Origin of the sequence: Xanthomonas sp. DAR33341, assembly GCF_003992815.1 — a bacterium.
GTDB classification, from domain to species: domain Bacteria; phylum Pseudomonadota; class Gammaproteobacteria; order Xanthomonadales; family Xanthomonadaceae; genus Xanthomonas; species Xanthomonas cissicola.
The window spans coordinates 34,443-55,349 of the sequence record NZ_QEYV01000037.1; the positions used below are offsets into that span (position 1 = coordinate 34,443).

21 protein-coding genes, 1 other RNA gene and 1 pseudogene are annotated in these 20,907 nt (G+C 66.5%); 10 read left to right on the plus strand and 13 right to left on the minus strand.

Translation table 11 applies throughout. The annotated features are described in order from the left end of the window. Positions 1–19: 19 nt before the first annotated feature. Positions 20–1,291: a kynureninase gene (kynU, locus tag EO156_RS18665; RefSeq protein WP_016849637.1), complete on the plus strand. Its 1,272-nt coding sequence runs from the start codon at positions 20–22 to the stop codon at positions 1,289–1,291. Between the two features lie 153 nt (positions 1,292–1,444). After that, complete coding sequence (locus EO156_RS18670) at positions 1,445–2,812, plus strand: NAD(P)/FAD-dependent oxidoreductase (RefSeq protein WP_003485915.1); 1,368 nt, start codon at positions 1,445–1,447, stop codon at positions 2,810–2,812. A 231-nt stretch (positions 2,813–3,043) separates the two neighbouring features. Here EO156_RS18670 and EO156_RS18675 read toward each other — a convergent pair. Next, positions 3,044–3,120, minus strand: a non-coding RNA gene (locus EO156_RS18675) — sX9 sRNA. A 147-nt stretch (positions 3,121–3,267) separates the two neighbouring features. Between EO156_RS18675 and sbcB the strand changes: the two genes are divergently transcribed. The 4 genes and pseudogenes from sbcB to EO156_RS18695 all read left to right on the plus strand — a co-directional run bounded on the left by sbcB (position 3,268) and on the right by EO156_RS18695 (position 6,530). Beyond that, positions 3,268–4,713 (plus strand): exodeoxyribonuclease I, encoded by a 1,446-nt coding sequence (gene sbcB, locus EO156_RS18680; RefSeq protein ID WP_016849636.1) that lies wholly within the window; start codon positions 3,268–3,270, stop codon positions 4,711–4,713. Continuing rightward, complete coding sequence (locus tag EO156_RS18685) at positions 4,710–5,396, plus strand: DUF2461 domain-containing protein (RefSeq protein WP_011051021.1); 687 nt, start codon at positions 4,710–4,712, stop codon at positions 5,394–5,396. The genes sbcB and EO156_RS18685 overlap by 4 nt, the downstream gene beginning before the upstream one ends. Then, positions 5,396–5,911, plus strand: a pseudogene (locus EO156_RS18690) (aldo/keto reductase); the annotation flags it as partial. The gene EO156_RS18685 and the pseudogene EO156_RS18690, both read left to right, overlap by 1 nt. A 67-nt stretch (positions 5,912–5,978) precedes the next feature. Beyond that, positions 5,979–6,530, plus strand: a complete 552-nt coding sequence (locus EO156_RS18695) for a DUF2939 domain-containing protein (protein ID WP_016849634.1) — start codon at positions 5,979–5,981, stop codon at positions 6,528–6,530. Positions 6,531–6,560: 30 nt separating this feature from the next. Here EO156_RS18695 and EO156_RS18700 read toward each other — a convergent pair whose 3' ends face one another. The 8 genes from EO156_RS18700 to EO156_RS18735 all read right to left on the minus strand — a co-directional run bounded on the left by EO156_RS18700 (position 6,561) and on the right by EO156_RS18735 (position 14,339). After that, positions 6,561–7,517 (minus strand): 5'-nucleotidase, encoded by a 957-nt coding sequence (locus EO156_RS18700; protein ID WP_005919764.1) that lies wholly within the window; start codon positions 7,515–7,517, stop codon positions 6,561–6,563. 165 nt (positions 7,518–7,682) lie between these two features. Then, positions 7,683–8,459, minus strand: a complete 777-nt coding sequence (locus EO156_RS18705) for an NAD kinase (RefSeq protein WP_003485927.1) — start codon at positions 8,457–8,459, stop codon at positions 7,683–7,685. 216 nt (positions 8,460–8,675) lie between these two features. Continuing rightward, positions 8,676–10,811, minus strand: a complete 2,136-nt coding sequence (gene rlmKL, locus EO156_RS18710; RefSeq protein ID WP_029828676.1) for a bifunctional 23S rRNA (guanine(2069)-N(7))-methyltransferase RlmK/23S rRNA (guanine(2445)-N(2))-methyltransferase RlmL — start codon at positions 10,809–10,811, stop codon at positions 8,676–8,678. After that, positions 10,808–10,999 carry a hypothetical protein gene (locus tag EO156_RS18715; RefSeq protein ID WP_078514592.1) on the minus strand — a complete coding sequence of 64 codons (192 nt, stop codon included), beginning with the start codon at positions 10,997–10,999 and terminating at the stop codon, positions 10,808–10,810. The genes rlmKL and EO156_RS18715 overlap by 4 nt, the downstream gene beginning before the upstream one ends. Then, positions 10,978–12,591: an ABC-F family ATP-binding cassette domain-containing protein gene (locus tag EO156_RS18720; protein ID WP_029828673.1), complete on the minus strand. Its 1,614-nt coding sequence runs from the start codon at positions 12,589–12,591 to the stop codon at positions 10,978–10,980. Before EO156_RS18720 ends, EO156_RS18715 begins: the two co-directional genes overlap by 22 nt. Positions 12,592–12,776: 185 nt before the next feature. Then, complete coding sequence (locus EO156_RS18725; protein WP_005913825.1) at positions 12,777–13,283, minus strand: N-acetyltransferase; 507 nt, start codon at positions 13,281–13,283, stop codon at positions 12,777–12,779. A gap of 40 nt (positions 13,284–13,323) precedes the next feature. Next, positions 13,324–13,851, minus strand: coding sequence for a YqiA/YcfP family alpha/beta fold hydrolase (locus EO156_RS18730; RefSeq protein WP_005926220.1), 528 nt, complete (start codon positions 13,849–13,851; stop codon positions 13,324–13,326). Continuing rightward, positions 13,848–14,339, minus strand: coding sequence for an MOSC domain-containing protein (locus tag EO156_RS18735; RefSeq protein WP_005913821.1), 492 nt, complete (start codon positions 14,337–14,339; stop codon positions 13,848–13,850). The genes EO156_RS18730 and EO156_RS18735 overlap by 4 nt, the downstream gene beginning before the upstream one ends. A gap of 23 nt (positions 14,340–14,362) precedes the next feature. On the opposite strand from EO156_RS18735, the gene EO156_RS18740 reads away from it, so the two are divergent. Beyond that, a complete protein-coding gene (locus tag EO156_RS18740; protein WP_016850578.1) occupies positions 14,363–14,938 on the plus strand; it encodes an N-acetylmuramoyl-L-alanine amidase in 576 nt (191 codons plus the stop codon). A 364-nt stretch (positions 14,939–15,302) separates the two neighbouring features. Here EO156_RS18740 and EO156_RS18745 read toward each other — a convergent pair whose 3' ends face one another. The 4 genes from EO156_RS18745 to EO156_RS18760 all read right to left on the minus strand — a co-directional run bounded on the left by EO156_RS18745 (position 15,303) and on the right by EO156_RS18760 (position 18,845). After that, entirely contained in the window at positions 15,303–16,256 is a 954-nt protein-coding gene (locus EO156_RS18745; protein WP_005913820.1) for a DUF1684 domain-containing protein, read from the minus strand. A gap of 88 nt (positions 16,257–16,344) precedes the next feature. After that, complete coding sequence (locus tag EO156_RS18750) at positions 16,345–17,217, minus strand: sulfurtransferase (protein ID WP_016850577.1); 873 nt, start codon at positions 17,215–17,217, stop codon at positions 16,345–16,347. Continuing rightward, complete coding sequence (locus tag EO156_RS18755; RefSeq protein ID WP_016850576.1) at positions 17,214–18,035, minus strand: CoA pyrophosphatase; 822 nt, start codon at positions 18,033–18,035, stop codon at positions 17,214–17,216. The genes EO156_RS18750 and EO156_RS18755 overlap by 4 nt, the downstream gene beginning before the upstream one ends. Before the next feature lie 111 nt (positions 18,036–18,146). Next, positions 18,147–18,845, minus strand: coding sequence for an FKBP-type peptidyl-prolyl cis-trans isomerase N-terminal domain-containing protein (locus EO156_RS18760; RefSeq protein ID WP_016850575.1), 699 nt, complete (start codon positions 18,843–18,845; stop codon positions 18,147–18,149). 163 nt (positions 18,846–19,008) lie between these two features. Between EO156_RS18760 and EO156_RS18765 the strand changes: the two genes are divergently transcribed. Genes EO156_RS18765 through nth form a run of 3 tightly spaced genes read left to right on the plus strand, consistent with a single transcriptional unit; the run spans position 19,009 to position 20,886 of the window. Then, on the plus strand, positions 19,009–19,791 hold the full coding sequence (locus EO156_RS18765; protein ID WP_005919785.1) for an enoyl-CoA hydratase-related protein: 783 nt from the start codon (positions 19,009–19,011) through the stop codon (positions 19,789–19,791). Positions 19,792–19,798: 7 nt separating this feature from the next. After that, the gene (locus EO156_RS18770; RefSeq protein WP_004429217.1) at positions 19,799–20,179 is read left to right on the plus strand and encodes a hypothetical protein; all 381 of its coding nucleotides are present in this window, start codon (positions 19,799–19,801) and stop codon (positions 20,177–20,179) included. Continuing rightward, on the plus strand, positions 20,176–20,886 hold the full coding sequence (nth, locus tag EO156_RS18775) for an endonuclease III (protein WP_026007048.1): 711 nt from the start codon (positions 20,176–20,178) through the stop codon (positions 20,884–20,886). The genes EO156_RS18770 and nth overlap by 4 nt, the downstream gene beginning before the upstream one ends. Positions 20,887–20,907: the final 21 nt, after the last annotated feature.

Consider the following 20,907-nt stretch of genomic DNA (forward strand, 5'->3'; position numbering starts at 1 on the left):
CCGTGTTGCGAGCCCGACGATGACCGACCCGCTGTCCCGCGCCCATGCTGCTGCACTGGATGCCGCCGACCCGCTGCGCAACCTGCGCGATGCCTTCGTGTTCCCGCAGCACGGCGATGACGATCAGACCTATTTCGTCGGCAATTCGCTCGGCCTGCAGCCGCGCGCGGCCCGCGCGATGGTGGACGAGGTGCTCGACCAGTGGGGTGCGCTGGCGGTGGAAGGCCACTTCACCGGCCCGACCCAATGGCTGACGTACCACCAGTTGGTGCGTGACGCGCTGGCGCGCGTGGTCGGTGCGCAACCCGGCGAAGTGGTGGCGATGAACACCCTCAGCGTCAATCTGCATCTGATGATGGCGAGCTTTTATCGTCCCACTGCCGAGCGCGGCGCGATCCTGATCGAAGCTGGCGCATTTCCGTCCGACCGCCATGCGGTGGAATCGCAACTGCGCCTGCACGGGCTGGACCCGGCCACGCATCTGATCGAAGTGGAAGCCGACGAACCCAACGGCACCGTGTCGATGTCGGCCATCGCCGAGGCCATTGCGCAGCATGGTCCGCACCTGGCGTTGGTGCTGTGGCCGGGCATCCAGTACCGCACCGGGCAGGCCTTCGACCTAGCCGAAATCGTGCGGCTGGCGCGCGCGCAGGGCGCGGCGGTGGGTTTCGATCTGGCGCATGCGGTGGGCAATCTCCCGCTGACCCTGCACGACGACAGCGTGGATTTCGCGGTGTGGTGCCACTACAAATATCTCAACGCCGGTCCCGGCGCGGTGGGCGGTTGCTTCGTGCACGCGCGGCATGCGACGAGCGACCTGCCGCGCATGGCCGGCTGGTGGGGACATGAGCAGCAGACCCGCTTCCGTATGGACCCGCAGTTCGTGCCCTCGCCCGGTGCCGAAGGCTGGCAGCTGAGCAATCCACCGGTGCTGGCGCTGGCACCGCTGCGCGCCTCGCTGGCGTTGTTCGACCAGGCCGGCATGGCTGCATTGCGCGCCAAGTCCGAACAGCTCACCGGGCATCTGGAGCAGCTGATCCACGCGCGGGTGCCGCAGGTGCTGCAGATCGTCACGCCGGTAGAACCAGCGCGACGCGGTTGCCAGCTCTCGCTGCGGGTGGCCGGCGGACGCGCACGGGGCCGCGCGCTGTTCGAGCACCTCCACGCAGCCGGCGTGCTTGGCGACTGGCGCGAACCGGACGTGATCCGTATTGCGCCTGTGCCGCTGTACAACCGCTTCAGCGATCTGCATACCTTCGTGGAGCAGGTGGAAGCCTGGGCGGCTGCTTGAGCGCGGCAGTCTGACTGCAGTGCCTCCAGCGCACCTGTATGGCACGCGGAATCGCCGCGCGCCCACGTACACTCCCAGCCCGCCCGGCGTTGCTGCCATTCGCTGTCTTCCCCTTTTCGCCGGCGCTGCGTCCGGCTGCTTCCGGACATTGCATTGAGCCCAGTTTCTCAGCGTTCCCTGACCCTGATCGGCGCCGGTCTGGCCGGTTGTCTGCTGGCCATCCTGCTGTCGCGTCGCGGCTGGCAGGTCACCGTGTACGAACGGCGTGGCGACCCGCGCATCAAGGGCTACGAGTCCGGCCGCTCGATCAATCTGGCGCTGGCCGAACGCGGCCGGCATGCGCTGCGCCAGGCCGGCGCCGAAGATGCGGTGATGGCCAAGGCGGTGATGATGCGTGGGCGCATGGTGCACCCCTTGGTCGGGCAACCGCAGCTGCAACGCTACGGGCGCGACGACAGCGAGGTGATCTGGTCGATCCATCGCGCCGCGCTGAATGTCGCCCTGCTCGATCTGGCCGAACAGGCCGGCGCGCGCGTGCACTTCTATCGCCGCCTGCATACCGTGGATTTCGACGCCGGCTATGCGCGCTTCATCGACGACCGCGACGACCAGCCGCACGAGATCCACTTTCAGAGTTTGATCGGCAGCGATGGCGCCGGCTCGGCCTTGCGCGCAGCGATGCAGCGCAAATCGCCGCTGGGCGAACGCACCGAATTCCTCGATCACTCGTACAAGGAACTGGAAATTCCGCCGCAGCCGGGTGGCGGATTCCGGATCGAAGGCAACGCGCTGCATATCTGGCCGCGCGGGCGCTACATGTGTATCGCGCTGCCCAACGATGGCGGTACGTTCACCGTCACCCTGTTCCTGCCCAACGCCGGCGAGCCGAGCTTCGCCACCACGCGTACCGGCGATGAAGCATTCGCCTTGTTCGCACGCGATTTCCCGGACGCATTGCCGCTGATTCCGCAACTCAAGGAACATTGGGAAGAGCATCCGCCCGGGCTGCTCGGCACGCTGACCCTGGATCGCTGGCATCTGGATGGCCGCGCATTGCTGATCGGCGACGCCGCCCATGCGATGGTGCCGTTCCATGGCCAGGGCATGAATTGCGCATTCGAAGATTGCGTGGCACTGGCAGATCAACTGGACGCGCACGACGACCTGGCAAGCGCGTTCGCGGCCTTCGAGGCTGCGCGTCGCGACGATGCGGCCGCCATCCAGCAGATGGCGCTGGAGAACTACCTGGAAATGCGCGACCGCGTCGACGACCCCGACTTCCTGCTGCAGCGCGAGCTCGAACAGCAGTTGCAGGCGCGCTGGCCCACCCGCTTCGTGCCGCACTACACCATGGTGACGTTCCTGCGCACGCGCTACTCGATTGCGCTGGCGCGCAGCGAGATCCAGCGCGAGATCCTGGTGCAGGCCACGCGCGGGCACAGCGATCTGTCGCGCATCGACTGGTCCGCCTTGGAAGCGGTTGTGCACGCACGCCTGGAGCCGCTAGACGGCGCGCACTGACGTCTGCGGAGGACGCGGAGGACGGCATTGATGCTTGCAGCGGCGACGGTGACGAGCAGGCTTGCGATTGGCGTGCGGAAAGGATGTCTCTTCGGTGCGGTGCTGCAGCTGCCAGCACCTGCAAGCGCCCCATGTGTAGTGGCTAGCGCCTGACAAAGCCGCACCCGGCCCGCTACGCGAGCGCTTCGCCCGTGGACGTGGCTCACCTCCCGCACGGCCACGCCTTACAGCGGCTGACAAAACGTAGCGAGCAGCCGTCAGGTGGGCGCGGACGGCGCGCTCAGAACCGCAGTATACGAGTGGTACATGCCGATTCCGAGCACCGGCCGCACCCGCCTGGCGGCTGCGCAGTCGTTTTGTTAGCTGCTCTTCGCGTGGCGTTGCCGCGATGGGGGATACTAGGCGACCCCGGCAGCGCATACGCCGTGCGCCGCGCATCTGGATGTCGTACCCGCATGCCTGACAGCTTTCTCTTCTACGACCTGGAAACCTTCGGCCAGGATCCACGCCGCACCCGCATTGCACAGTTCGCTGCAGTGCGCACCGACGCGCAACTGCGCGTGATCGAAGAGCCCATCAGCTTTTTCGTGCAGCCGGCCGACGATCTGCTGCCCTCGCCCTACGCCACCATGGTGACCGGCATCACCCCGCAGCACGCGCTGCGCGAAGGCGTCACCGAGGCCGAGGCGTTCGCACGCATCGCCGAACAGATGGGCCGACCGCAGACCTGCACGCTGGGCTACAACTCGATCCGCTTCGACGACGAATTCATCCGCTGCGGCCTGTTCCGCAATTTCTACGACCCGTACGAGCGCGAGTGGCGTGGCGGCAATTCCCGCTGGGATTTGCTGGATGTGCTGCGACTGGTACACGCGCTGCGCCCGGACGGCATCGTCTGGCCACAGCGCGAAGATGGCGCCACCTCGTTCAAGCTGGAGCACCTGGCCGATGCCAACGATGTGCGCGAAGGCGATGCGCACGAAGCCTTGTCGGACGTGTACGCCACCATCGGCATGGCGCGCAAATTCCAGCAGCACCAGCCGAAGTTGTGGGACTACGCGTTGCGCCTGCGCGACAAGCGCTTTGCAGCCGCCTTGCTGGATGTCATTGCGATGCAACCGGTGCTGCATGTTTCGCAGCGTTACCCCGCCTCGCGCCTTTGCGCTGCGGCGGTACTGCCGCTGACGCGCCACCCGCGCATCGACAGCCGCGTGATCGTATTCGATCTGGAGGGCGACCCGGAGGTGCTGTTGCGGCTCAGCCCCGACGATATTGCAGACCGCCTGTATATCCGCGCCGCGGATTTGCCGGAAGGCGAACAGCGTATTCCGCTAAAAGAAGTGCATCTGAACAAGTCGCCCGCGCTGGTAGCCTGGCAGCATCTGCGCGCTGCGGATTTCGAGCGCCTGGGTGTGGATCACGACGCGGTAGTGGCCAAGGCGGCACGGTTGCGCGCATTGGGCCCTGAACTTGCCGAGAAGGTGCGCCAGGTCTACGGCAGCGAACGCGCCGCGGCCGCGGCGGTCAACGATGCCGACGCCTCGCTCTACGATGGCTTTGTGGCCGAAGGCGACAAACGCCTGCTTGCGCAGGTCCGCGCCAGCGCGCCGGACGAACTGGGCGCGCTGGAAGCGCGCTTTCGCGATCCGCGCCTGATCGAGCTGCTGTTTCGCTACCGCGCGCGCAACTGGCCGCAGACACTCTCGTTCGAGGAACAGGAGCGCTGGAACGTGTATCGCCGCCAGCGCCTGCTCCAAGACCGCGGCCTGGGCGAAGTCACCCTGGAGCAATACCACGCGCAGATCGCGGATTTACGGGGTGCTCACCCCGACGATGCTACCAAGCAAGCCCTACTCGACCAGCTCGCCGCCTGGGGTTCGGACCTCCAACGCACGCTATGACCACCTACTTTTCCGACGCCAGCTTCAAGTTCCTACGCGCCCTGGCCCGCCACAACGACAAGACCTGGTTCAACGACCATCGGCATCAGTATGAAGCGCATGTGCGCCAGCCGTTCCTGCAGCTGATCACCGATCTGCAGCCTGCACTGGCACAGGTCAGCGAACACTATCGCGCCGATCCCAGGACCCAGGGCGGCTCGCTGTTCCGCATCTATCGCGATGCGCGGTTTTCCAACGACAAATCGCCGTACAAGAACTGGCAAGGCGCGCGCCTGTTCCATGAGCGCCGCCGCCAGATGCCGGCGCCATCGTTCTATCTCCATCTGCAGCCCGGCGAAAGTTTTGTCGGCGCCGGCCTGTGGCATCCGGAGCCGGACACGCAACGCAAGCTGCGCCAGTTCATTTTCGACAACCCCGGCAGCTGGAAGGCCGCTGCGCATAACCCGAAATTGCTGCGCAAATTCAGCCTGGACGACAGCGAAAAACTGGTGCGGGCACCGCGCGGCTTCCCCAACGATTTCGAGTTCATCGACGATCTCAAGCACCGCAACTGGGCGTATCTGCGTCACCTGGACGACAGCATCATGACCGGGCCGCGACTGCGCCAGACCATCGAGGCGGACCTGGTGATCCTGGCGCCGTTCGTCGATTACCTGTGCGCGGCCTTGGACCTGGAATTTTGATGACACAGGATCTACCGCTAGGCCAACAGCGCCGGACGCTGGGCCGCACCAGGCTATTGGTCTCGCCGATCGGTTAGGGATGTTCCGGCTCTTGGGGCCATCGGCGCTTCGACGAAGGCGCCGCCGCACGGGTGGTCGAGCACGCGCTGGCGCAGGGCGCGAACCTGCTCGATACCGGCCACCACTACTCCGCCTTCCATGCGCAACCGCGCCTGCGACGGATCCTGCGCCCCCTGCTGGCGCAGCGTTCGCGGGATTCGCTTGTCGTGTCCAGCAAGGGCGGTACGTTGACCGGCCAGGCCGGTGCCAGTGGTGCGCAACGGCGTGACTTCTCTGTTGCAGCGATCAGGGCCAGTTGCCAAACATCGCTGCGCAATCTTGGCTTGGACTATCTCGACATCTGCCAGCCACATGGCGCCAGCGAGCACGACATCAACGACGACCTGCTGCTGGCTATGCAGCGCCTGCGCGAACGCGGCTTGATCCGCCACACCGGCATCAATACGCAGTCGGCGATGGCCTCGGCTCCCCAAGTCACTGATCTTCACCTGTCGCGGCCGCGATTGCGGCAGTCTGGGCGGCATGAAAAAAGCCATCGGCGTCCTCATCGCTTTCCTGCTGACCGTCACTGCGTGGTGGTTCGGCGGGCCTTACATGACCATGCATGGCCTGTCCAAGGCCATCGAGCAACGCGACACCGCTGCACTGGAACGTTATGTCGACTTCCCGCGTGTGCGCAGCAGCCTGCGCGCCCAGCTCAACGATTATCTGGTGCGGCAAGCCGGTCCAGACCTCGCCGCCAGTCCGTGGGGCACGTTGCTGTATGGCCTGGGGAACCAACTCGGTGGTGCAGCGGTGGATACGCTGGTGACGCCGATCGGCATCGGTGCACTGTTGCAGGGGCATGTGCTGTGGAAGCGCGGCCGCAATGAACTGCAGGGCGGCGATCCCTTCGGCCCCACCGAGCCAGCACGACCGCTGAAAAACGCCAAACACCGCTTCGAGGCGCTGGACCGCTTCGTGATCGACGTCGAACGCGCCCCCGGCGAACCACCACTGAAGGTGGTGCTGGAACCACAGGGGTTGCGCTGGAAGGTGGTGAACCTCCAGTTGGAGATGTCGCCGGCGTCATGATGCCGGTTGAGCGACGTAGCCGCCTTCGCCTTACCCTTCGTTGGCCACGCCGTGCGGCACATGGCCGGCGGCCACATGCTGATGCTGGCGGGCACTGTCGATGTTGTGCTGCGAGTCGTCGAAGAAGATATCCGCACCAAACGCCTGAAGGAACGGGCCCTTGTGACGCCCGCCAAGGAACAGCGCCTCGTCCAGACGCACGCCCCACTCGCGCAACGTGCGGATCACCCGCTCATGCGCCGGGGCCGAGCGCGCGGTGACCAGCGCCGTGCGGATCGGCGAGGCCTGGCCGGGCGGAAAGGCCGCCTGCAAGGTATGCAGCGCCGACAGGAAATTACGGAACGGCCCCACCGACAACGGCTCGCGCGCGCGTTCGCGCTCGTGACGCCCGAAGGCCTCCACGCCCTGCTCGCGCGAGATACGTTCGCTCTCGTCGCCGAAGATCACCGCATCGCCATCGAAGGCGATCCGCAGCTGCGTCGACAGCCGGCTTTCGTCGTTGTCCACGATTGCCGCGGCGGCCTCGGCGCGTTCGCCCAGTGCGCGCGGCATGATGGTCGCCGCCGCGATGCCATGGCTCAGCGCACGGCGCACCGATTCCGGATTGGCCGACAGGAACAGATCGGTCCCGAATGGCTTGACGTAGGGCCAGGTCGGCTCGCCCGAGGTGAAGGTGGCACGCACGATGCCCAGGTTGTAATGCTGGATCGAGTTGAAGATGCGCAGACCGGTATCGGCGGAATTGCGTGACAGCAGGATGACTTCCACCCGCGGCGCGTCCTCGGGCACATCGTGATTGAGCGCCAGCAGCTTGCGCACCACCGGGAACGCAACGCCAGGTTGCAGGATGTCGTCCTCATGCTCGCGCTGGAACGCCGAATACGCCTCCACTCCGTCGGCCTCGAACAGCGCATGGCCTTCTTCGAGATCGAACAGGGCGCGCGAGGTCACCGCGACGGTCAGGAGCCTGGGGGAGTTATCGGTCATTGGGGCGGGATTCGGGATTCGGGGATTGGTTTAAAGCGGGAACTGGAGGTCGGGATTGGATCGCCCATCCGCGCAGCATCGTAGCGCGTGCGCGCGATTCTAAAGACGACGTGGCACGCTGCTGCCGTTGCCAATCCCGAATCTCGAATCCCGGATCCCCGCCTTTCACACCGCAAACTGCTCGCTGAAGATGCGCTCCTCCAGATTGTGTTCGGGATCGAACAACAACGTGACCTGGCGCTGCGCGGATTCGCGGATGGTCACTTCGACCACGTCGCGAATTTCGTGCGAGTCGGCGGTGACGCTGACCGGGCGCTTGTACGGGTCGAGCACGCGAAAGCGCACTTCGGTATCTGCCTTGAGGATGGCGCCGCGCCAGCGTCGCGGACGATACGGTGCGATCGGCGTCAGCGCCAACGTATGCGAGCCCAGCGGCAGGATCGGCCCGTGCGCGGAATAGTTGTACGCCGTGCTGCCGGCCGGCGTGGCCACCATCACGCCATCGCCGATCAGCTCGGCGATGCGGGTCTGGCCGTTGAGATCAATGCTGAGATGCGCGGCCTGCCGGGTCTGCCGCAACAGCGAGACCTCGTTGTAGGCCAGCGAGCCGGCACTGGCCCCGGATTCGGTCTGCACCTGCATTTCCAGCGGCCGCAGGTACGCCGGCTCGGCGCGCTGCAGGCGCTCGAGCAGGTCGTCCTCGTTGTCGCGGTACTGGTTCATCAAAAAGCCGACCGAGCCCAGCTTCATGCCGAACACCGGCTTGTCGGAGGCGCCATGCCGGTGCAGCGTTTGCAGCATGAACCCATCGCCGCCCAGCGCACAGACGATGTCGGCGCTGTCCAGCGCATGGTCGCCATAGCGCTGCGTAAGGCGCGCACGCGCGGCCACCGCCGGCTCGGCGGGGCTGGCAAGAAAAGCGATGCGAGGTGGTGCGGTCATCGTTGACTCCAGAGCATGCGAATCAGCATACCGCAGCCCCGTGCTGGGCTTGTTGTGGGTCCGTTGCGCTCATGTCCCACCCTCCCCCTCATGCACGGCAGCAGTTGCGTCGTCGCAAGCACCGCTCCCGCGCCTGCACGCATGGCATCCTGGCAACTGCGTCTGCTGGCGCCTGCGGGCCATGCCGGCCCGCCATCGGACGCAACCGGCCCGAGCTCAGGCCGTCAACCGCCAGGCGCGATGGATGCGCGCATGCCGCTCGAAGTCCGGGTCGATGGTGCGGGGGCTGATTTCTTCGCACTGCGCGAACTCCGCCACCCCGTCCTCGTCCAGCTTGAAGCGACGGAAGTTATTGGAGAAATACAACACCCCCCCCGGCGCCAACCGTGCCACGGCCGCGCGCAACAGACGCACGTGCTCGCGCTGGATATCGAAATCTTCCGCGCGCGCAGAATTGGAGAAGGTCGGTGGGTCGCAGAAGATCACATCGAAGTGCGCACGCTCGGCTTCCAGCCAGGCCAATGCATCGGCCTGCACCAGTTTGTGCTTGCTGCCGGCCAGCCCGTTCAACGCAAGATTATCGGCGCACCACTGCAGGTACGTTGCAGACAGATCCACGCTGGTGGTGGAGGCCGCACCGGCCACCGCCGCTTCCACGCTGGCCACACCGGTGTAGCAGAACAGATTGAGGAAACGGCGCCCCCTGCACTGCTGCGCCATGGTGCCGCGCAGCGGGCGATGGTCCAGGAACAGCCCGGTATCCAGATAATCGAACAGGTTCACGCGCAGCAACGCGCCGTGTTCGCGCACGTGGACGATTTCGTTGCGTTGCTCGAAGCGGCCGTACTTGCTGCCGCCCTTGCCGCGTTCGCGCGACTTCAGCGCCACGCGCTCGGCCGGTACCTCGAAGACCTCGCGTGCGGCGGCCAGCAATTCGTTGAGGCGACGGCGCACATCGGCCTCGGGAATCGTCGCCGGCGCTGCGTATTCCTGCACATGCAGGAAGATGCGCCGGTCGCCATCGGCCTGCTGGTACACGTCGATGGCGGCGGAATATTCCGGTAGGTCGGCGTCGTAGGCGCGGAAACATTCGATGCCTTCGCGTGCGCGCCACTTCTTGAATTTCTGCAGATTCTTGCGCAGCCGGTTGGCCACCATCTGCGCGCCCTCGCTGAGCGCGGTTGGTGCCGCCAGCGGGGTACGCCGCGGCACTGCAATCGGGTCGCAGACGATCAACGCGCATTCGATCGCACCGTTGAACAGCTGGTATTTCTTGCCCGCGCGCAGGCCGGTGGCATACGCCAGCTCGGCATTGCCGCACAGCAGGCTGGCACGCCACTGCGGCGCGACGCGCTGCAAGGTGTCGCCCAGGCGGCGATACAGCGCCGCATCGGCGGCCAGGCGCTCGTCGTAGGGCGGGTTGCACACCACCACGCCGGTGGCCTGCGGCGGGGTCTGCAATTCACCGACCTCGCGCACGCCGAACCAGATCGCCTCGGCCACGCCGGCCACTTGCGCATTCTCTTTCGCAGCGCGGATGGCGTGCGGGTCCATATCGCTGCCATGGATCACCTGCTTGAGCGCAGCGCGGCCGACCCTATCGCGTTCGCGCGCCTCACCGACCAGCTGCTGCCAGCGGTCGCGGTCGAAACCGCGCCAGCGGCTTGGCACATCGCTGCCGTAGCGCTGCAGACCGGGCGCGACGTCGGCGGCCATCAGCGCGCCTTCGATCAGCAGCGTGCCGCTGCCGCACATCGGGTCGAGTAGACCGCCGCCATCGGCATAGGCGCGCGGCCAGCCGCCGCGCATCAGTACCGCTGCGGCCAGATTTTCCTTCAACGGCGCCTCGTTCTGCGCCATGCGCCAGCCGCGACGATGCAGCGGGCCGCCGCCCAGGTCCACCGAAATGGTGGCGCGGCCCTTGCGCAGCGACAGGTTCAGGCGCAGGTCCGGGTTTTCCACGTCCACCGACGGGCGCTCCAGCCCCTGCCGGCGCATGGTGTCGACCACCGCGTCCTTGATGCGCTGCGCCGCGTAGCGGGCGTGGGTGATGGCGGTCCCGGACACATGCGCGTCCACCGACAGCGTATGCCCCACCGACAGATGCGCGTCCCATGGCAGTTCGGCCACGCCGGCGTACAGCGCGTCTTCGTCCGGGCAATCGAACTCGGTCAGCGGCCACAGCACGCGGCTGGCCAGGCGCGACCACAGCACGGCGCGCTGCGCATCGCGCAGTTCGCCTTCGACGTTGACGCCGGAAATAGTGGCAGTGGCCTTGCTGGCACCGAGCGCAAGCAGCTCGTCGGCAAGCAGGTATTCCAGGCCCTTGGCGCAGGATGCGAAGAATTTCACGTAGGCAGGTATCGATAAAGACGCTGGCCGCGGCGGCGAGCGTGAAAGCAGGACGGCGGGCCAGCTCCCTGGTGGGCAATGCCGCGGCCGCCGTGGACGGGCCGCAAATGGTCGGCCATCGCGACCGGCATTACCAGCCCGGCGCCAGCGTCGCACACTGCACGGTTCACCACGGCGCCAGCCGCCACTGCGCCTGCGCGGTGTCCAGGCGCTGCTGCAGGCCCAACCGTTGCAGGAAGGCCGCATCATGCGAGGCGACGATCAGCGCCCCCTGGTGGTCGTGCAGCAGCGCCTCGATCGCTTCCACCGAGGCCAGATCCAGGTGGTTGGTGGGCTCGTCCAGCAACAGCAGGTGCGCCGGCTGCGCCCGGTACAGCGCGCAGGCCAGCGCAGCCTTGAGCCGCTGGCCGCCGCTGAGCTGGCCGCAGGGCAGGTCGGCACGTGTCTGGTCCAGCCCCAGCAGCGCCAGGCGCAGCCGCTGCACGTGGGCTGGCGCACCCGGGTTTGCCTCCTGCAGTTGCGCAGCGGCCGAGCGCGCCGGGTCCAGCAGCCCCAGGTCCTGATCCAGATACGCCACCGGCACGTGCACCTGGCAATGCCCTGCGCTTGGCTGCAGGCGCCCAGCCAGCAATTGGAGCAAGGCGGACTTGCCGCTGCCGTTCGGACCAACCAGACCAATCCGCGACCGCCCCTGCAGCAGCAGGTCCACGCGTCGCCCGCCCAGCCGCGCGTCCGCCACTTCCACCTGCCGCAGCGTCGCCAGCCGCCGCGGCGTGTTGGCAGGCAAGGTCGGCGCCAACGCAGCGATCGCCGGATCGACCTCCACCTGCGCTGCAGCCTGCACCACCGCTTCGCTCAGCCGCGCCAGCTCGGCCTGACGTTGCTGTTGCAGTCGGCCTGCGCTGACTTGGCTGCGCTGCTTCTGCCCGCCAAGCAGGATCGCGGCCTGATTGGCCTGCCCCGCAGCACGCGCGCCGCGTGCCTGGCGGTGCTGTTGACGCTGCAGCTGCTCGCGCAACACCTGCTCGCCGCGTGCGCGTGCATGTTTGCGCCGGGCCAGCAGATCGCTGGCGGCCCGCTGCTCGCTGGCGCGCTGCTGCGCATAGAATCCGTAATTTCCGCCGTAGCTGCGCAGCCCGTGCGCGGACAAGTCCAGGATGCGCTGCATCGCCTCGAGCACGCCGCGGTCGTGGCTGATCACCAGCAAGCCGCCGCTCCAGGCCAGCAATCGATCCATCAGCCGCTGGCGTTGCGGACCATCCAGGTGATTGCTGGGCTCGTCCAGAATCAGAACATCCGGCTGGCTCACAAACGCACCGGCAAGCGCCACGCGCATCGCTTCGCCGCCGCTCAGTTGCGCGGCCGGTGCATGCGGATCGCGTCCACCCAGGCCTTGCCGTTCCAGTTCGGCAGCAAATTGCGCATGGGCCGTCCAGCGCTCCCCAACGCGTTCGAAATCGGCCGGCGCAACACTGCCAGCGGCAATGCGGTCCAACGCATCCAGCAGCGGCGCGACACCAGCCAGGTCGGCAATGCGCTGCCCCGGCGCCACGCTCACCCGTTGCGGCAGGTAGTGCACGCGGCCACTGCGCACGCACCGCCCGGCACTGGGGAGCAGTTCACCGGCCAGCAGGCGCGCAAGTACGCTCTTGCCCACGCCATTGCGCCCGACCAGGCCGGTAGCGCGTTGGTCGATATGGATGTTCAGATCGGAAAACAGCGGGCTGCCATCGGGCAGCACATACGCAACGCGTTCCAGCGTCAGCGACGGACAGGGCATACCGGTCTCCATTGCATGCCAGCACACGCGCCGATCCAACCGGACCAGCAGCGGGTAAGGCCGTCATCTCGACGGCGGCATCAATGGCGCATCGGACCAATCCCAAAAAGGTCAAGTGCGCCCAGTCTAACCCGCCGCACCGGCCGCGACACCGGCGCAACAGGCCGGGCGAACGCAGCTCGCGCTCAACCCAGCCCGAACGCCGGGTGGTAAGACACATCGGCCAGCGGCAGCAGCCGGTCGCCGAATGCCAGGGCTTGCAGTTCCGATGCAGGCACCTCGGGCAACACCAAGCCAGGTTCGACCGCGAAACCCAGGCGCCGGAAAAACGCCGGCTCGCCCAGCGCCAGGCAGCCTGCGGCGCCGCGCTCGCGCAACGTGGCGAGCGCTGCCTGCACCAACCGCGCGCCCAGACCTTGCCGTTGGTGGCCGGGCCCCACGGCCAGCGGGCCAAGCGCGAACCAGCCGGGCGAATCGTCGGACAGCGCCACCGGCGAGACGGCCAGATGCCCGACCACATAGCCGTCGTGGTCGGCCACCAACGACAACGCCAGTGCGCCGTCCTGACGCAATCCTGCAATCACCTGGTGCTCGTCATGCCGGCTGCGTTCGGCGCGCATGAAGGCCACCATGGTCAGCAGTTCGATGGCGGCGGCGTCGCCTTCGGTGGCTTCGCGGATCAACACGTTCATCGGTGGCACCACACGCAGCCGTGGCTGGGAACCGTCCGCATCACAGGCTCTGCAACAACTCTGCGAACGCGCGTGCCGACGCGTCGACGTGCGAGGCAAGGCGATGGTCGTCGTCGACCAGCAGCAGGCGCGCATGCCGGGCCTGCGCCCAGGCGATCACGTCGGCAGCCGGAATCAGTTCGTCGCGCCAGGCATGCACGATCGAGATCGGCACCGGTGCGGCGTCCAGCGCCGGCATCGGGCCCATCTTGGTCGGCGGCACCATCAGAAACAGGCCGCGGGTGGGCACCTGCAACGACACCATCCCGGCGATATACGAGCCCAGGCTGGAGCCGACCAGCACCACCGGCCCCTTCTCGGCCGCCGCCCGCGCGATTTCCAGCAGGCGCTGCAGCCGGCCTCGCACGTCGCCCAGCGTACTCACCTCGCGGCGTGCATCCAGGTCGGTGTAATCCGGGCGTTCGTGGGTCCAGCCCAACTGCTCGGCCACGTTGGCCAGCGCGGTGACTTTCAAGGCGTCCGGGCCGCTTTCGAAGCCGTGCGAGAGGATGCAATGGCCGCGACTCATAGCGCCTGCACCGTATCGCCGATGCGCAGCACGCCGCCGCGCAGGACGCGTGCGCACAGCCCACCGTGGCCGCGCATGGCGTTGTAGCCGCCTGCGCCCAGGGCATCTTCCATGCGCGAACACGGGTCGCACGGGTCGGTGCCTTCCAGTTCAATTTCACCGATCCGGAATCGCCGCCCTTTCAACGCGACCAACGGAATGCCGGACACCACCAGGTTGCGCCGTAGCGTCGCCGGCGCGATGGTCGCGTGTCCTGACAACGCCGCGATCACCGGCAGATGCTCGGCCTGGATCAGGGTCACGCCACGCTTGCCGCTGCCGCCCTTGTAGCGGTCTCCCACAAGGCCAATACCGGTGGTGACCTGCGCCGCGTCCACCTCCAGCATCGCCACGTCGCGCGCCGGACGCACGCCGATCCAGGTGACCTGACCGGTCTGCGGCAGCGTCGCCATCAATTTGCCCAGGGGGCTGTCGGGATTCAAAGCCATCGGGCAATGCTAGCATCCGCTCCATGTCCGATGCCGTCTTGCCGTCGCCGCCAATCACCTACGCGCCGTTATCCTACGAATCGCGGTTGGCCAGGCGCGCGCTCACCCAGATCGACATGGTGGTCATCCATTGCACCGAATTGCCGGACATGGCGATGGCGCGCGAATACGGCGAACGCGTGCTTTATGACAGCGGCACCGGGAACAGCGGGCATTACTACCTCGATCGCAACGGCAGCATCCAGCAATACGTCGCCCTGGAGCGCGTTGCGCATCATGTGCGCGGGCACAACCCGCATACGCTGGGCATCGAACTGGTCAACCGCGGCCGTTATCCACACTGGCTGGATTCGCGGTATCAGGAGATGACCGAACCGTATCCCGAAGCACAGATCGCGGTGCTGATCACCTTGTTGCAATGGCTCCAGCAGCAGTTGCCGTCGGTGCGGCGCATCGCCGGCCATCAGGCCCTGGATACCACCCAGGAAGCGGCCAGCGACGACCCGTCGCGCAAGATTCAACGCAAGCTCGACCCCGGACCGTTGTTTCCGTGGTCACGTATCGAAGCGGCGGTGAGCTGGTCGCACACGCCAGGTTAGGAGGCAGTTGTAGAAACCGGACGACGCCTGCATCCGACAGGTGTTTGCCGGTCCATCTGGAGCGGCTACAAAAAGACGCTGCCCAACCACCGCACCGGCGTGACGGGCGCGGAATCGGCAGCTACCTGCAAACACTCCGGCTCATGCACGTCTGCCGCCGCCGGTGGGCGACTCGCTGCGTTACGTCGGTCATGCCCGGTAGCGCCCGACGGCGCCGACATCGACGAGAAGCGGTTCAACATGCGCGCCAATCTTGCCGTCGAAAGGCAGCGTCGCCTGCAGAACACGCACGTGATAGCTCTCGGATGCTTTGATGACCCGAAAAACATCTTCCTTCGCGCACCGTCAACGCGTTGCAGCACGCTCAACGTTCGGTCGCACGGTAGGTCTTCTCGCCGGCATTGACTGCCACGTCCAACCGGTTTTCAGGCGGCGCGATGGGGCAGACCACATGGGGCGTCAGCGCGCATGGCGGATTTTCGGCCAGATTGAAATCGAGGACCACCTGACCATCGCGGGGCAACGCGGCAAACAGATAACGCGCGCCGCCATAACTTTCCTTGCCGCTGGTGCGGTCGGCGAACAGGAAGAACAGGCCCTGGCCATCTTCCTGCAGCAGCGGCCGCAAGCGGTATTGGCGGCCATCGCGCGAGAACACCGCTTCTCCCGGCACCTGCACGGTGAGCGGCGTGCCGATCGACGTCAGCAAGGTCGTTGTGCGCGGCGTTGGATAGGGTTGCCACTGCGCCTGGATGCGCCACTGCGGATCGGTCGGGAAATAGTCCAGCCCGTCGAACTGCGTCAGCGCCGGCGCTGCCGGGTCGCGGAAGCGCCAGCCGTACAAGGCGCCGGTCTGCACCAGATAGAACTGCCGGCCACCCACGTCCAGCCGGTCGCCGCGCTGCCCTGCCCGCTCCGGTTCCAGGCGCACCTCATCGACGCGCTGCCCATCGAGCGCCACTGACGCGGTAGCATCTGCGCGAAAGCGCACCTGCCCTGCAGCATCCAACGTCAGTTGCCCCAGCTGCGCAGGGCCGGCAGGCAGGACGATATCGCTATGCGGGTCGCTGCCCACACGGTACTGGCCGGCGCGCACGCGCCCCGAACCGGTATAGCTCAACCACCCGTCGGGCGCACGCAGCTGCCTCAGCCGCTCCGCACGCGCTTGTTCCAGCGCGACCTGGTACACATCGTGCTGCGCCGCATTTCGATGACCGGCAGCAGGCCTATCGCTGACATCGGCGGACGACTCCGCCGAACAGGCAGCCAACGTCCACACCGCGACGCACAGCGCGCCAACCCGTAACTGCAACCGCATGGCTCACCCAGCACTGCAAGAAACTGCGCTCCGCGCAGCGAACCCGCGTCCCCACAGGTCACCGTTCCTGCCGCCATTGTGCCTGCAATCAGGCGCCGGTCGCGACCGGCCGCGCGGCGTCTTGCAGCCAACCGCTCCAGGAACCGGCGTAGACGCGCGCTCCTGATAACCCGGCCACTTCCAATGCCAGCAACAGATGGCATGCCGTGACACCCGACCCGCACATCACCACCGCCTGCTCGGGCCGGTACGCACCCAGCAACGCGGACAACTCGGCGCGCAGTTCGGCAGCTGGTTTGAAGCGACCATCACGCAGGTTCAGCCCCAACGGACGATTCACCGCACCCGGCACATGCCCGGCCACCGGATCGATCGGCTCGACTTCGCCACGGAAACGCTCGCCTGCCCGCGCGTCCAGCAACCAGCCCGGCGCCTGCTGCAGTCGCTGCACGATCTGCTCGGCATCCACGACCTCGGCGGTATCGAAACTGCCGGGATACGCTGCGCCATCACCCACTGCAGGTGACTCGGTGCTTTCCGCAAACCCGGCAGCACGCCAAGCGGCCAAGCCGCCGTCCAGCACCGCCACCCGGCGATGCCCCATCAGTCGCAACATCCACCACGCGCGCGCAGCCGCCATGCTGCCATCGGCCGCGTCGTAGACAACGACCTGGGTGTGCGGATCGATGCCCCATTCGCCCAGACGTTTGGCGAATGCCGCGCTGTGCGGCAACGGGTGCCGCCCCTGCGCCGGCCGCGAAAGATCTGCAAGGTCTTGGTCGAGATCGGCGTAGTGCGCGCCGGGCAGATGCCCCTGCGCGTACGCCTTGCGCGCTGCGTGCGGGTCTGGCGCGGTCGGTGGGGCGGCACGCGCATCCAGCAGACGCAGCTGCGGATGCTGCAACGCGGCCGCCAGCACGGCGGCATCGACCAACGTGGTCCAGTTCGGATCGGCACTCATGCAACCTGCTCCAGGCGACGACGAAGATTGAGAAGAATGGCGGCGGTAGCGCCCCAGATGCGGTGGGCAGGCCAGTCGTATTCGAGCACGCGCCGCGGGCGCCCGCGGAATTCCAGTTCCACACTGCGTAGATTGTTCGGGTCCATCAGATAGCCCAGCGGCACTTCGAAGACGTCCGCCACTTCATCCGGCTGCGGCACCGCCACGAACCCCGGGTCGATGACCGCCACCACGGGCGTCACTCGAAATCCACTGACGGTCAGAAACGGATCCAGGTATCCGATGGCATGCACCTGCTGCGCACCCAGCGCAATTTCTTCGCAACTCTCGCGCAGCGCTGCAGCGGCGGCGTCGGCATCGGACGGCTCCATCCGTCCGCCAGGGAAGCTGACCTGCCCGGCGTGATGGCGCAAGCTGTCCGTACGCCGCGTCAGCAACACCGTCGTTCCCTGCTCCCGCGGCACCAGCCCGCACAGCACCGCCGCTTCGGCAGACGCGTCGCCGTCGGTCAGGTCGATCAGCTCGGCATGGTTCCAACCCGGCCCGGCCGGCGCGGTGTCCAGCGGATACAGCGCCCGCCTCAACTCCGCGTATTCGGGCAGGCGTGCCGTCAGCGCGCGTGCGGGCAGCACCGTGTGCAGATAGTCCTGGCGTTCGGCGTCGCTCATGCTCATCCAGCGTGCAATTTCATCCAGGCTGCGCAAACAGCCGACGCAGTGCGACTGCGCGTCCAGCGAACATACACCGATACACGGACTGGGCAGAGGGCCGGCAGCGAAATCGGGACCATCATCGGATCCGACGTCATTGCCGCTCATCGCTGGTCCTGCGGCCGCTGCATCGTTGCATCGCTCTCTTCAGACAATCGCCAGACCAAAACGACAACGCCGGCCTGGTGGCCGGCGTTGTCGCAGCAACATCGCGTGCAATTACTTGACGCTGACCAGCTTGATCTCGAACTGCACAGCCACGTTCGGCGGGAACGGGGTACGCGGGTCGGCGCCGTAGGCCTTTTCCGGCGGCAGGGTCACTTCCCACTTCGAGCCGGCCGGCATTTGCAGCAGCGTGTCGCGCATGGCCTGCATTTCGACTTCGCTGACCTTGATGGCCGGGATCTGCTGTGCCGGACGTGCCTTCTCGCGGTCGCCGAACGGGAATGGACCGGCCACTTCCAGCTGCACGGTGCTGGCCTGGGTCGGCTTGACGCCCTTGCCGGCTTCGATCACGCGGTACTGCACGCCGCTCGGCAGCGTCTGCACGCCGGCGGTGCTCTTGTTCTTGGCCAGGAACGCGTCGCTCTTGGTCTTGTTGGCCGCAGCGGCCTTGTCGTACTCGGCCTTGGCCTGCTGGGCACGGCCCTGCTCGCGCTTCTGGAACGCTTCAACCGCCGGCTTCAGCTGGTCGGCAGTGATCGCCGGCTGCTTCTTGGCATAGGCGTCCTGCAGACCCTTTACCACCGAGTTGATGTCGAGCTGCTCGCCGCGGCCGGTGAGCTCGGCAAGATTGTTGCCGTAGTCGTAGCCGAAGTAATAGCTCAACTTGCCCTTCTCGGACGTCGTGTCCTGGGCCAGTGCATTGCCCGTCAGGGCCAGGGCCGCCACGGCGACCGCGATAGAACGCAACTTCATCAAACAATTCTCCAGGGTGGTGGCACAGGACGGGTCTGCCGCCTGAGATGACGCGCTAGGATAACGGCCGCGATACCGAACCGCTACTTATCGCGAAAGCTAGGACCAGCAAGGCTTTCGGAAGTTCCGTATTTACTATTTTTTTACGTTCGCAAGGGTTCACATGTCCAATCACGTCATTCTGATCGCCGATCACGCCAGCGTCCGGACGATTACCGTCAACCGGCCGGACAAACTGAACGCTTTGAACCAGGCGACCATGCAGGCGCTGGATCAGGCGTTCCAAGACGCAGCCGCTGCGGACGATGTACGCGCCGTGATTCTCACCGGCGCCGGCCCCAAGGCCTTCGTGGCGGGTGCGGATATCGCGGAAATGAGTGATCTGTCGGCAATCCAGGGCCGCGCATTCTCGCTGCTGGGCCAGCGGCTGATGCGCCGGATCGAACGCATGCCCAAGCCGGTGATCGCGATGATCAATGGCTTCGCGCTGGGGGGCGGCCTGGAGCTGGCGATGGCGTGCCACCTGCGCATCGCCGCAGCAACAGCGCGCCTGGGGCAACCGGAAATCAATCTCGGCCTGATCCCCGGCTTTGGCGGCACGCAGCGCCTGCTGCGTCTGACCGGTCGCGCCGCAGCGCTGGAACTGTGCCTGCTCGGCCTGCCGATCGACGCAGCCCGCGCACTGCAACTGGGCCTGGTCAATCGCGTGGTCGAAGCGGATGCCTTGCACGAAGAGACGCTGGCGCTTGCGCAACGCCTGGCAAACGCGGCGCCGCTGGCGCTGCGCGGCATTCTCGATGCGGTGATGTTCGGCGGCGAATGCGCCATCGAAGAAGGCCTGCAGCTGGAAACCGCGCAATTTGCGTTGTTATTCGCCACTGACGATATGCGCGAAGGCACTCGCGCGTTTCTCGACAAACGCCCTGCACAGTTCCGCAATCGTTGATATCGCCATGACGCTCGACCTCATTCCGGAATCGCGTCCATGGCCGCTGCTGTTGTTCGATTGTGTGCAGGCCGACGACCTGGATCGTGCGCTGGCACTCGGCTTGATGGCGTATCTGCCCGACCCGCAGCACGATACGCTGGACGCCGACTGCCCGCAGGTCTGCGCCACGTTGCTAAGCGCGCAGCGCCGTCTACGAGACGCCTGGGCCGCGCGCGAACGCTATCGCGCGCGCTCCGCGCGCCTGCACCGCCGGGCTGCCGAACGCGACGCGCGCAGGGCCCCCGCCCCGGCACCCAGCCAACCGGCAACGCCCGCACTGCCGCCGCTGGCCGCTGCCATCCTGGCGCGCGCAAAGGCGAAAGCCGCTGGCGGAGCGCAGCCATGAACATACCTCAGGCAACGGCGCCGACGCGTCGTGGCGGCAGCATGCGCAAGCCCGAGATACGGGAAATGTTCGAGCGCCTGCGCGAACTCAATCCGCACCCCACCACCGAATTGGAGTACACCACCCCATTCGAGTTATTGATCGCGGTGCTGCTGTCGGCGCAAGCCACCGATGTCGGCGTCAACAAGGCGACCCGCAAGCTATATCCGGTGGCCAATACCCCGCGCGACATTCTCGATCTCGGCGAAGAAGGCCTGAAGCGATATATCTCCACCATCGGGTTGTTCAACGCCAAGGCCAAGAACGTCATCGCCACCTGCCGCATCCTGCTGGAGCGCTATGGCGGCGACGTGCCGCATGATCGCGCCGCGCTGGAAGCGCTGCCCGGCGTTGGCCGCAAGACCGCAAACGTGGTGCTCAACACCGCCTTCGGCGAGCCCGCCATGGCCGTGGATACGCATATCTTTCGCGTCTCCAACCGCACCGGTCTTGCGCCAGGCAAGGACGTACGCGCGGTCGAAGACAAGTTGGTCAAGGTGATTCCGTCCGAATTCCTGCACGATGCGCATCACTGGCTGATCCTGCACGGACGCTACGTCTGCAAGGCACGCAAACCGGATTGCCCGGGCTGCGTGATCCAAGATCTATGCCGCTACCGCGACAAGACGCCGCCGGCCCCTGAGCGGCAAACAAAAACCAGGAGTTGATGCAGCAATGTAGCCGGAGCA